Origin of the sequence: Streptomyces sp. NPDC050988 (genome assembly GCF_044456225.1) — a bacterium.
Classification (GTDB): Bacteria; Actinomycetota; Actinomycetes; order Streptomycetales; family Streptomycetaceae; genus Streptomyces.
Window position 1 is genome coordinate 254,271 of sequence record NZ_JBITFQ010000011.1, and the last position, 12,004, is coordinate 266,274.

Here is a 12,004-nt window from a genome sequence, read left to right on the forward strand (position 1 = left end):
CGGGGCAAGGGCCCTGTCGGCCCCCTGCCCCATCCTTACTCGTACTCGCCCCCGTACGGGTACTCGTCCTGTCCTCCCCGTCAGATCGGGACCGCCACCCCCGTGAACGTCGTCTCCGGTGTCTGGGGGCTGGTGAAGCGGGCGTTGACGAGGTAAAGGCGGTTGCCGAAGCGGGCCGCGGTGGTGGGGACGTCGAAGCGGGGGTCCGTGATCGTGCCGGTCAGGGTGGCCGTCGTGGCCTTGGAGTCGAGGTGGAACACGCTGATGAGGTTCAGGCGGTTCTGGACCACGTACAGCGTGCGGCCCGTTCGGTAGAGGCCGTCGCCGTTGACCACGTTGGCCGCCCCTACGAGGGTGATCTTGGTGGCGTGGCCCGTCTTGAGGTTCACGTTGTAGAGCTCGCCCGGGGTGCTCTTGACGACGATCAGGGCGCGTCCGTCGGGCGTGCCGACTATGCCGTTCGCGTTGTTGACGTCGGGGAGCTGGACCCAGTCGCCGGTGAGGGGCAGGGTCCGTACCGTTCCGGCTCGGCCTCGCGGTACTCCGTAGAGCGCGGCGGCGCGTGAGTCGGTGAACCAGGCGCGGTCGCCGAGGAGCGTGACGTCGTTGATGAAGTGGCCGGTCGGTTCCGTCAGTTGGTGTGTTGCGACCACTTCGCCCGTACGGGAGTCATGGGTACGGGCCACACCTGTGTTGCCTGCCACGTACAGCAGGCCGTCGTGGTCGAGCTTCAGGCCGACGGCTATCAGGCCGGTGCCGCCCGCGAAGAGGATCCCGCCCTCGCCGGTGCGCAGGTCGGTGCGGTAGAGGGCGCCGTTGGCGCGCGAACCCATGTACGCGTACGGCTTTCTGCCGATGGCTATGCCCTCGGGGAGGAAGCCGTTGGGGAGCGGGAACTCGGTCGGCCACGTGCCACCGCCGTCGCCGGTCGTGGTGGCGGCGGCCGCGGTCTTGGTGCCGGCGGCTGCGTTCGCCGTCCCTGCGCCCGTCGCCACCGCGAACGCGGTGAGGGCGGCGCCGCCCAGGAGGGCGCGTCGGGAAGGGTGGGGATGCGGGTGCGAGTGACTGCGGGTCATGGTTGCGGGCCTCCGGGAAGAGTGGGGTGAGAGCCTTCAACTCGCTCATCCTGGCCCACAGTTGGCCGCCGCTCCCCCGTACGTCGGCTATCGACAGAGGATCGACAGGTTCCACGGCGGCAGCGGCAGCGGCGTGAAACGGTCCCCGCCCGGGTCAGCCGTTCCAGCTCTCGTCGTACGGGTCCCGCGGCGCCTTGACCGGCTTCAGCTCGGTGACGTCGAGGAACGGGATGATGCCGTCGTTCACCGGGTCCTTGGTCTGCTTGGTGGTGTACGTGCCGGTCGCCTCCAGCCAGGTGTCCGGCCGCAGGACGGGAGGGATCCGGCCGGTCAGGCCGATCTTCACCGGCTGGGCGTCGGCGGCACAGCAACTGAGCGCCATACGGACCAGATACGGGGTGCCGTCGCGGTCCAGGGCCAGCAGTCCGGCGATCTTGATGTGGCGGTGGTCGAGGGAACGGCCGTGGTCGTACGCCGCCCGGCCCGCGTAGTCGACGAGGTTCAGCCGGACCGTGCCGCCTCCGGCGGGGAGGTCCTCGAAGCCCCAGGGCTGCTTCTGCAGGGCCGTGCCGGTGCGCATCGCGCTGTAGGACCCGAGGGCCGGCGGGGCCACGAGGATGAGGGCGAGGAGGGGGAGGACCAGGAGCCAGGAGATACGGGGTTCGCGGTGGGCGTGGGCATGGCCATGGCCATGGGAGTCGGCGGGGGTGCCGACTTGAGCCGGGGCGTCGATGCGGGCGGCCGGGACCTCAGCCGCCATGCCTACGGCCCTGCCTGCACCTGTTCCTGTTCCTGTTCCTGTTCCTGTTCCTGCATCCGTGCCTGCGGCCGCCTCGTGGTGTTGCTCGGGCGCTGGATCCGGCTCCGGCCCAGCCCCGGCGGGCGTTCGCGCGGCCTGGCGCTCGTTCCCGGCAGACGTTCGCGCCGCCTGCCGCTCGTACCAGACCGTCGCAGCCGCCGTCGCGATCAGTACGACCCCCGCCGCCACCAGCAACGGCTGCAACCCGGCCTTGACGTACCGCAGATACAGGTCGGTGAGGGCGGCGTGCAGGATCGCGCCGCCGGTGAGGAAGAGGACGGCCGCCTGGGCCTGGCGGTTCACAGGAGCACCGCCCCGACCAGGGCCGAGACCAGGACGGCCAGGGCGAAGGTGGCGGGCGCGAAGCGCAGGGCGAACTCGCGGCCGAACGTGGCCGTCTGCATCGCGAAGAGCTTGAGGTCGATCATCGGGCCGACCACCAGGAACGTCAGCCGGGCCGTGAGCGAGAACTGGGTCAGGGACGCCGCAACGAACGCGTCCGCCTCGGAGCATATGGAGAGCAGGACGGCCAGGACCGCCAGGGCGAGGACCGACACCACCGGGTTGTCCGCCGCGAGGCTCAGCCACTCCTCCGGGACCACGGCCTTGAGCGTGGCCGCGGCCATCGCGCCCACGACCAGGAAACCGCCCGCGTGCATCACGTCGTGCCGTACGGATCCCCAGAACGCCGCGCCCTTGCCGAGGCCGTCGGACGCCGGGCGGGCCGGCGGGCGCAACCAGTCGGCGCGGCCCAGCCGTTGCCACAGCCAGCCCATCGTGCAGGCCACCAGCAGGCTCGCCACGAAACGGGCCACGACCATCTGCGGTTTTCCGGGGAACGCGACGGCGGTCGCGGTCAGCACGATCGGGTTGATCGCCGGCGCGGACAGCAGGAACGCCAGCGCCGCCGCGGGCGTGACACCCCGGCGCACCAACGCCCCCGCCACCGGCACGGACGCGCACTCGCAGCCCGGCAGCACCGCCCCGGCCATCCCCGCGACCGGCACCGCGAGCGCGGGCCGCCCCGGCAGCGCGCGGGCGAAGAACGACGGCGGGACGAACACCGCGATGACCGCCGACAACAGCACGCCGAGCACGAGGAAGGGCAGCGCCTGCACCATCACCGCGACGAACACGGTCATCCAGCTCTGCATCACCGGCGCGGACAGCGCCCCGCGGATCGGGCCCTGGAGCACGATCCCCACGAGGAGCAGCATGATCAGGACGAGGGGCGAGTTGAACTGCCAGCCCCGCGGTTCGCTCGGCTCGGCGTCCTCAACCCTGGGCGGCGCCGTGTCGGTTGTGGTCACGGGAGAGGTACCTCCGGTTGGGAAGGGCTTCCTGGATGGGTTGCCCTCCACCTTCAGTACGCCCGTTCCGGCACAGCTTCTCATCCCGATGTTCCGGCCGGGCGTGCCCGTGTTCCGGCCAGGACCCGCCCGCCTTCCGGCCGAGGCGCGCCCGAGCCATCACTTCCTGCGGCGCAGCGCCCCGATGATCCCCGGAAGCGCACTGCCGAGTGCGACCACCGCCAGCGGGACGAAGACATCGACCCAGGGGTCACGGATCGGGCGGTACGTGGCGAAGCCCTCCTGGGTCTCGATGAATCCGATGGGCTTCGCGCCCGCGCCGCCACCACCGCCACCGCCCTCGCCGGTCTTGGCGGCGCCTGCCTCACGGCCCACGCCGACCCCGAAGCCGAGCCCGACCTTGGCGACGGGGATGACCGTGACGCCGTTCCTCGTCACGGGTTCGCCGTAGACAGCGCTCACCGAGGCACGCCCGCCCAGCTTCTCGGCCAGCCGCTCCAGCAGCGCGACGGCCGGGTTGCCCTTGGGGACCTCCGCAAGAACATCCGCGGGGACGCCCTCCGACAACTGCGCCGACGTGGCCTCCACCGGCTCCACCGGCTCCGCAGGCTTCACGGGCTTCTCCGGCTGTACGGGCTCGTCCTGGGGCATCACTCGTCACCATCCCTCTGTCGGTACGTTTGTCAGTGCGGTTGTCAGTACGGTCGGCTCGGGCCGCCAGTGTCCCGCGGAACCCGTGCCTCAACTCCCTTGCGGCAGGCCCCTGTGCAACCGTCCCTGCCGGTGAGGCACTCTGTGCTGTTGTGGCGAGCCTTCCTAATCAGAGCGGGTCGGACGATCGCGGTGCGCACATGGTGGTGTGCGGGGACGATGCCCTCGCGCACCGGCTGGCGGCCGAGTTGCGTGGTGTCTACGGGGAACGGGTGACGCTGGTCGTGCCGTCCGCCGAGGGCACCGTACGGCCGCCGGTCGTCGGGCGGGCCCGTGCCTCGGCGCTGCTCGACCGTGTGTCGGCGGCGGTGACCCGGGCGACGGCCAACGGCGGCATCGGCGGCAGCGGCAACAGCAGTGGCACCGGCGGAAGCGGAAGCGGAGGCACCGGTGAGGGTGCGGCAGGCCGGGCCACCGTCTCCTTGACCCGTGGAGCCACGTCTCCCCGGGGAACCACCTCGGCGAATCGGTCCGCCACCTCCGAGGAGCCGCGCCCCGCCCGGGTGTTGGAGGCCGCCGTCCTGACCGAGGCCGTGCTCGCCGAGGCCGGTGTCGAGCATGCCGCCGCGCTGGCCCTCGTCCATGACGACGACGAGACGAACATCCGTGCCGCGCTGATGGCCCGCCGCCTCAACCCCCGTCTGCGCCTGGTCGTCCGGCTCTACAACCGCCGTCTCGGCCAGCACATCGAGGCCCTCCTCGACCAGGCCTCCGCCCTGGCCATGGCAGGTATGACGGACGGCGGAGAGGGCGCCGGAGCGAACGCCGGAGGAGGCGACAGCGGAGGAAGAGGGGGAGGGGGAGGGAACGGAGGTCCATCCGGGCCCGTACTCCTCGACGCCTCCACCACCGTGCTCTCCGACGCCGACACCGCCGCGCCCGCGCTGGCGGCGACCGCGGTCGCCGGGACCAGCAAGGTCGTACAGACCGACGGGCTGATGCTCCGCGCCGTGGAACGGCAGCCCCCGGGCCCCGGGGAAGTCGCCGACCCGGGCCTGTGCACCCTGGCCCTGCTCTCGGCCACCACCAACGACCCGGCCGGCGCGGACGGTTCGGAGAGCAGCGGTGAGCACGGGCCTCGGCTCCTGCCCGACGAACGCTCCGTGGCCGCCGCGACCGGCCGCGGCACCGTCGTACTGGAGACGGTGTCTTACTCCGGGCCGCCGCTCCCCGCCGGACGCAGCGTCCTGCCCTTCGGCAGGCTGTTCTCCCGGCGGCTGCGCTGGTCGTTCGCGGGCCTGGTGGCCTGTGTGGTGGCGCTCGCGGTCGCGTCCATGGTGACGACGGGCGACCATCCGCTGCACGCCACCTATCTGACCCTCCTCGATCTCTTCGCCATCAACGAACCCGCGCTCGACGAACCCCTCGGCCGCCAGATTCTCCAACTCCTCTCCGGTCTCGTCGGGTTGCTGCTGCTCCCCGTGCTCCTCGCCGCCGTGCTGGAGGGCCTCGGTACGTTCCGCAGCGGGACCGCGCTGCGGAAGCCGCCCCGAGGGCTCTCCGACCACGTCGTGCTCCTCGGGCTCGGCAAGATCGGCACTCGTGTCCTGGCCCGCCTGCGCGAACTCCACATCCCCGTCGTGTGCGTCGAGGCCGACCCCGAGGCGCGCGGGCTCGCGCTGGCGCGCCGGCTGCGCGTGCCCGTCGTCCTCGGTGACGTCACCCAGGAAGGCGTCCTGGAAGCCGCCAAGATCCACCGCGCGCACGCCCTGCTCGCCCTGACCAGCGCGGACACCACCAACCTGGAAGCCTCCCTGTACGCCAGATCGGTACGGCCCGATCTGCGCGTCGTGCTGCGGCTGTACGACGACGACTTCGCGACCGCCGTCTACCGCACCCTGCGCGCCACCCACCCGCACGCGCTCACCCGCAGCCGCAGCGTCTCCCATCTGGCCGCGCCCGCCTTCGCCGGAGCGATGATGGGCCGCCAGATCCTGGGCGCGATCCCGGTCGAACGCCGGGTCCTGCTCTTCGCCGCCCTGGACGTCGCCGGACATCCGCATCTGGAGGGCCGTACGGTCGCCGAGGCGTTCCGCGCGGGCGCGTGGCGGGTGCTGGCCCTGGACAGCGCCTCGCCCGAGGAGCGCCGGCCCGACCTGGCCACCGCCCCCACTCCCGCCCCGGGCTCGCCCGAGCGCCCGTCGGGCCTGGTCTGGGACCTGCCTCCCACCTATGTGCTCGGCTCCGAGGACCGCGTCGTCATCGCGGCAACCCGACGAGGCCTCGCCGAACTGCTGGGCCGACGCCCCCGGGACCGTACGGGCGCGTAATCCCAGGACCGTACGGGCGCGCAGTCCCGGGTCCGGGGGCTGTCCCCCTCTGCAACGCTCCATCAATCAGCAACGCTCCCCGATCAGTAACGCTCCACCAAGTGCTCCCGCCCCACCGGCGGTTCGTACGGCTCGGGCCAGAAGTCCGTGATCGTCAGCACGCGGCCCTCGGCGTCACCCGTGAAGAACGAGATCGCGTACATCTCGTCCAGGCCCACCGTGAAGTGGAGCCAGGTGACGACCTGGCCGGGCTCGGCGACTATGCGCTCGACCCGCAGATGCCAGTCGCCGGGATACTCGCGGTTGAACTCGACATACCTCTCCCGCCCGCTGACGCGCTCGCGCGTCTGGGGAAGGGTGTAGACGACGTCCTCCGCGAGGGTGTCCGCGAAAGCCGTCCAGTTCCTGTCCTCGGCCGCGGCCCAGAAGCTCTCCACTGTTTTGCGCAGATCGGTTTTGCGCAGATCGGTCGATGAGGTCATGGCGCCATAGTGCACCGGGCCACTGACAATCGGCCCTGACCTGCACGGACCCGGACATTGCCCCTGCCGCGACGGACTCGGCGCGGGCTCGGCGCGGGCTCGGTTCGCGGAGTTTTCCACAGGCTGAGGACCCCGGGAGCGCATTGTCGTCCAGTGCGGGCAGTATGGGGCCATGACTGAGAGCAACGGGTCCGTCCCGCACGAGGGAAGCATGCCGGACTGGGAAAAGCGCTTCCGGGCGCCGCGGGTGTCCTTGCCGGACTGGGCGGAGGACGCGCCGCACCGGTCCTTGTTCGTGTCCAACGCGACAGGGACGTACGAGTTGTACGCGTGGGACCGCGAGACGGGCGACCAGCGCCAGGTCACGGACCGGCCCAACGGGACCACGGACGGCGTGATGTCGCCGGACGGCGAGTGGATCTGGTGGTTCGACGACAAGGACGGTGACGAGTTCGGGATCTGGCGACGACAGCCGTTCGCCGGGCCCGGCGGCAAGGGCGGCAAGGGTGACAAGGCCGGCAGTGGCGGCGAGGGCGGCGCGCCCGTTTCCGACGAGCCCGCGGCTCCCGGGCTCGACCCCTCCTATCCCGCGGGGCTCGCGCTCGGCCGGGACGGGCGGACGGCGATCGTCGGCCGGTCGACCGACGAGGACGGCTCGACGATCTATGTCAGCCGGACCGGCGAGGACCCCGTCGAGGTCTACCGGCACCGCGAGTCGGCGGGCGTCGGCGATCTCTCGCACGACGGATCGCTGATCGCGATCGAGCACACCGAGCACGGTGACGCGATGCACTCGGCGGTGCGCGTGCTGCGGATGGACGGCTCGGCGGTCGCGGAGCTCGACGACACCAAGGGCGGCACGGCCGAGCTCGGCCTTGAGGTGCTCGGCTTCGCCCCGGTCGACGGGGACACCCGGCTGCTCGTCGGCCATCAGCGGCGAGGCCGCTGGGAGCCGATGGTGTGGGACGCGGCGTCCGGCGAGGAGACGGACCTGGCCCTGGCCGCCCGCCTGGACGGCGACCTGAGCGCCGAGTGGTATCCGGACGGCTCCGCGCTGCTCGTGGTGAACAGCTTCGAGGCGCGCAGCCAGCTGTGGCGGTACGACCTGGCGACCCGTGGCCTGGAGCAGGTGCAGACGCCGAGGGGCACGGTGTCGGGGGCGACGGCGCGCCCGGACGGCAGCGTGGAGTACCTGTGGTCGTCGGCGGCCGAGCCGCCGGTGGTGCGCTCGACGTCCGGCGAGATCGTCCTCGACCCGCCCGGTATGAAGGCCCCGGCGTCGGTGTCCGTCCAGGACGAGTGGGTGACCGGTCCCGGCGGCCGTATCCACGCCCTCGTCCAGCGGCCGGCCGGGGTGACGGGTCCGCTGCCGACCGTCTTCGACATCCACGGCGGCCCGACCTGGCACGACAGCGACTCGTTCGCGGCGGGCCCGGCGGCCTGGGTGGACCACGGGTACATGGTGGTCCGGGTCAACTACCGCGGCTCCACGGGCTACGGGCGCGAGTGGACGGACGCGCTCAAGCACCGCGTCGGCCTGATCGAGCTGGAGGACATCGCGGCGGTACGGGAGTGGGCGGTCTCGTCCGGTCTCGCCGACCCGGACCGGCTGATCCTCACCGGCGGCTCCTGGGGCGGCTATCTCACGCTGCTCGGCGTCGGTATGCAGCCCGAGGCGTGGGCGCTCGGCATCGCCGCGGTGCCGGTCGCGGACTACGTCACGGCGTACCACGACGAGATGGAGGCCCTGAAGGCGATGGACCGCACGCTGCTCGGCGGCACACCGGAGGAGGTCCCGGAGCGCTTCGAGGCGTCGTCCCCGCTGACGTACGTCGACGCGGTGAAGGCCCCGGTCTACATCTCCGCCGGGGTCAACGACCCGCGCTGCCCGATCCGTCAGGTCGAGAACTACGTGACCAGACTCGCCGCGCGCGACGCCGTCCACGAGGTGTACCGCTATGACGCGGGGCACGGTTCGCTGGTCGTGGACGAGCGGATCAAGCAGGTCCGTCTGGAGCTGGACTTCGCGGAGCGACACCTGGGCAGGTGAGCGCACCGGGTCCCCTGGCGGGGGGGGGGGGGGGGGGGGGGGGGGGGGGGGGGGGCCCCCCCCGCCCCCCCCCCCCCCCCCCCCCCCCCCCCCCCCCCCCCCCCCGCCAGGGCCCCGTACCTTTGAGGTTGTGTACCGGTTCCTGCTGACGCCCCGCTGGTGGGGGATCAACGTCTTCGTGCTGTTGGCCATCCCCTTCTGCGTCTTCATGGGGTCATGGCAGTTGAGCCGGTTCGAGGACCGCGTCCAGGACCACCGTGACGCGGGCGAACAGGCCGCGGCGGCCAAGACGGATCCGGCCAGGCCGCTCGCCGAGCTGCTGCCCGTGGACAAGGAGACGTCCGGCAAGCAGACCACGGCGACAGGCCGGTACGGGAAGCAGTTGCTCGTGCCGGGCCGGGAGCTGGACGACAAGCGCGGCTTCTACGTTCTGACGTTGCTGCGCACCGGCGACGGCAAGGCCCTGCCGGTGGTCCGGGGCTGGCTCCCCGGGGACGCGGATCCCTCGAAGGCCCCGGCCGCTCCGACCGGTGAGGTCACCGTGACCGGCGCGCTGCAGGCGTCTGAGACACCCGGTTCGAACGGCGTGCCCGCGGCCGGTGGTCTCCCCGCCGGCCAGACCGGCGCGATCAGCTCGGCGGCGCTGGTGAACCTCGTGCCGTACGACGTGTACGACGCCTGGGTCACTCTCGCCAAGGCCGACCCGGCCATGAAGGCGGTGCCCGCGGCGGCTCCGGCGGACACGGGCCTGGACCTGAAGGCGTTCCAGAACCTGGGCTACACCGGCGAGTGGTTCGTCTTCGCGGGCTTCGTGGTCTTCATGTGGTTCCGGCTGATCCGACGCGAGGTGGAGTTCGCCCAGGACGCGGAACTGGGCCTCGTCGAGGACGACGGCGAGGACACCGCCCCCGACACCGCCGACAACACCAAGGTGTCGGCCTGACCCGAAAAGGGGCGCGGGGAACGGCGCAATCTTTAGGGGCGCGAGGAACTGCGCGACCAGCCACAACGCACCCGCACCCAGCGAACGACCCCAAGACCGCAAGGCCGCAAGGCACCCGAGGTGCTGGCCGGACCTCAGGACCCTGCCAGCACCCCGGTCCGATAGACCGTCCCCGCGCACGCGTTGGACACCGTCGTGGACACCGTCGGACCGCCACCCTCGGCCGAGTAGGAGACGACGACGCTGCCGTCGGCGGTCCCGTCCTCCTTCACGAGCTGCGTGCCCACGCCGCTGGTGCCCTCGGAGGCCGTGCCGCCGCTGTCGCCGGTGCTGCCGGTCGGCGTCGGGTCGGGCGAGGGCTCCCCGCCACCGCTGTCACCGGTGGTCGGACAGGTGCTCGACGGCACCCAGGCGAACTCGACCGAGTACGCCGAGCCGGGCTGGAGCACCAGCGCGGCGGCGTACGTGGACTGGTCGGGCAGTCCGGCCGCCGCGTCACCCGTCGCGTGCAGGGCCGTGCCGATCGCGGACTGGCTCGCCGCACCCTGGGCGGCCAGGGCGACCGAGCCGTCGCCGGAGACCGTACAGCTGGCGGCGGAGACGTTGGTGACCCGGAAGGTGCCGTAGACCGCGCCGTTGGCGTCGGGGGAGCCGGCGGTCCCGGAGGCGCCGCCGAGCTGCAGGGACGTACAGGCGGGCACGTTCGCGGCGGAGGCCGACGGCTGGGTGCCGACGGTGCCGCCGCTGTTCCCCTTGCCCTTGTCGGGCTTTTCTGTCTTGTCGCCCTTGTCCTTGTCGTCGTCCTTGCCCGAGGAGCCGCCGGAGCCGCCCCCCGTACCGGCCTGCTTGCCCTCGTTCGCGCCGCCCTGGGTCTGTGAGGCGTTGCCCGCCATGGACGGGTCGGCGTTGGAGCCGGTGGCGTTCGAGACATGGATGAGGGCCGGGACGGCCGTGCCGATGAAGAGAGCGGCGGCCGCCATGCCGACGACGGCCTGGCGCTTGCGTGCCCGCCTGGCCGGTACCGCGCGCCGCAGATGGTCCAGCGTGCCGTCGGTCGGCTCGATCTCCTCGACGGCCTGGTGCAGGAGCCGCCGCAGAGCCAGTTCGTCGGACCCGAGCGACCCCAGAGCGAGGCCGTCGGCGCCGAATCCGCCCGGGTCCCCCGACTCCGGGCCCGCGGCATCCGGGTCCGAGTCAACCGAAGGGGTCGACTGGGCCGAAGGGGTCGACTGGGCCGAATGGGTCGCGTGGACCGAAGGGTCCGACCGGCCCGCCGCGCCCATCGGGCTCGACGAGCGTGGCGAAGCACCGGACGGGCGGTCCGCCGAGCGGCCGTCCGTGTCCGAGACGCCCGATTCTTCCGGGCCCGAATTCCCCGAGGGGCCGTGATTCACAATTCCGTTCCCAGCGTGCTGGTCGTGCTCGTTGTCGTCGCTGTGACCGCGACCGTATTCATCATGGCGTGCCCGCTCGTCCTTCGCGCTCATGCCGGCGCCTCCATGGCGACCCGGAGCGCCGCGATGCCGCGCGAGCCGTACGCCTTCACCGAACCCAGCGAGATGCCGAGCGTCTCGGCGACCTGCGCCTCGGTCATGTCCGCGAAGTACCGAAGGACGAGGACCTCGCGCTGGCGCCTCTGGAGCCCCTTCATCGCCTTGATCAGGGCGTCGCGCTCCAGCAGGTCGTACGCGCCCTCCTCCGCGCTCGCCATGTCGGGCATCGGCTTGGAGAGGAGCTTCAGGCCGAGGATGCGCCGGCGCAGGGCCGAGCGTGAGAGGTTGACGACGGTCTGCCGCAGATAGGCGAGTGTCTTCTCCTGGTCACGCACGCGCTTGCGCGCCGAGTGCACCCGGATGAAGGCCTCCTGGACGACGTCCTCGCAGGAGGCGGTGTCGTCGAGGAGGAGCGCCGCGAGACCGAGGAGCGATCTGTAGTGGGCGCGATAGGTCTCGGTGAGATGGTCGACGGTGGTGCCGGCCGCCAGGGCTTCGTCAGCGCCCTCGCGCTGGTTCGGTATGCGGGTCGGCCTCGCTGCGGGCATGGGGGCGATCACCGGCATGCCGCCGCCGGACGCGCCGGACGTGCGGGGTCGGCGGGGCGGGCGCAGGGTCGTGCCCCGCGCTGCCACAGTGAATTCGAGTACCTCAGCCACGCCAGTTGGACACGCATCCCCCCGTTGGGGTTGTACGCGACAGGCATCACTTTTGCGTCAGGCTGCACGCCAGACAGTGCGTCAAATGCCCTCATACGTAAAAGCTCATCCCCTATGCCCCATATGAACGTGGCGTCCGGACGCCCCCTGAAGGGCGACCGCAAAGACGCTCCCCGCCCTCCGCGCGGTTGCGGAGAACGGGGAGGAAAAT

General features: G+C 71.9%; 10 protein-coding genes. 3 read left to right on the plus strand and 7 right to left on the minus strand.

The window, feature by feature from the left end:
* Positions 1-80 precede the first annotated feature (80 nt).
* The 4 genes from ACIBEI_RS24765 to ACIBEI_RS24780 form a co-directional block, all read right to left on the minus strand.
* Positions 81-1,076, minus strand: a complete 996-nt coding sequence (locus ACIBEI_RS24765; protein WP_398892282.1) for an SMP-30/gluconolactonase/LRE family protein — start codon at positions 1,074-1,076, stop codon at positions 81-83.
* Between the two features lie 154 nt (positions 1,077-1,230).
* Positions 1,231-2,178, minus strand: coding sequence for a TIGR03943 family putative permease subunit (locus ACIBEI_RS24770; protein WP_398892284.1), 948 nt, complete (start codon positions 2,176-2,178; stop codon positions 1,231-1,233).
* Positions 2,175-3,185, minus strand: a complete 1,011-nt coding sequence (locus ACIBEI_RS24775; RefSeq protein ID WP_398892286.1) for a permease — start codon at positions 3,183-3,185, stop codon at positions 2,175-2,177. The genes ACIBEI_RS24770 and ACIBEI_RS24775 overlap by 4 nt, the downstream gene beginning before the upstream one ends.
* Positions 3,186-3,344: 159 nt before the next feature.
* Positions 3,345-3,836 (minus strand): spore germination protein GerW family protein, encoded by a 492-nt coding sequence (locus ACIBEI_RS24780; RefSeq protein ID WP_398892288.1) that lies wholly within the window; start codon positions 3,834-3,836, stop codon positions 3,345-3,347.
* A gap of 200 nt (positions 3,837-4,036) precedes the next feature.
* Here ACIBEI_RS24780 and ACIBEI_RS24785 point away from each other — a divergent pair, with 200 nt between their 5' ends.
* A complete protein-coding gene (locus ACIBEI_RS24785) occupies positions 4,037-6,166 on the plus strand; it encodes an NAD-binding protein (RefSeq protein WP_398892290.1) in 2,130 nt (709 codons plus the stop codon).
* Between the two features lie 83 nt (positions 6,167-6,249).
* Here ACIBEI_RS24785 and ACIBEI_RS24790 read toward each other — a convergent pair whose 3' ends face one another.
* Positions 6,250-6,648 (minus strand): nuclear transport factor 2 family protein, encoded by a 399-nt coding sequence (locus ACIBEI_RS24790; RefSeq protein WP_398892292.1) that lies wholly within the window; start codon positions 6,646-6,648, stop codon positions 6,250-6,252.
* A 172-nt stretch (positions 6,649-6,820) separates the two neighbouring features.
* On the opposite strand from ACIBEI_RS24790, the gene ACIBEI_RS24795 reads away from it, so the two are divergent.
* Positions 6,821-8,698 (plus strand): S9 family peptidase, encoded by a 1,878-nt coding sequence (locus tag ACIBEI_RS24795; RefSeq protein ID WP_398892294.1) that lies wholly within the window; start codon positions 6,821-6,823, stop codon positions 8,696-8,698.
* Between the two features lie 130 nt (positions 8,699-8,828).
* Positions 8,829-9,641, plus strand: coding sequence for an SURF1 family protein (locus ACIBEI_RS24800; protein WP_398892296.1), 813 nt, complete (start codon positions 8,829-8,831; stop codon positions 9,639-9,641).
* 134 nt (positions 9,642-9,775) lie between these two features.
* Here the strand turns inward: ACIBEI_RS24800 and ACIBEI_RS24805 are convergent, their stop codons facing one another.
* Together ACIBEI_RS24805 and ACIBEI_RS24810 are read right to left on the minus strand one after the other, a co-directional pair.
* Positions 9,776-11,128, minus strand: a complete 1,353-nt coding sequence (locus ACIBEI_RS24805; protein ID WP_398892298.1) for a hypothetical protein — start codon at positions 11,126-11,128, stop codon at positions 9,776-9,778.
* Positions 11,125-11,793 carry a SigE family RNA polymerase sigma factor gene (locus ACIBEI_RS24810; protein ID WP_398892300.1) on the minus strand — a complete coding sequence of 223 codons (669 nt, stop codon included), beginning with the start codon at positions 11,791-11,793 and terminating at the stop codon, positions 11,125-11,127. Before ACIBEI_RS24810 ends, ACIBEI_RS24805 begins: the two co-directional genes overlap by 4 nt.
* Positions 11,794-12,004 lie beyond the last annotated feature (211 nt).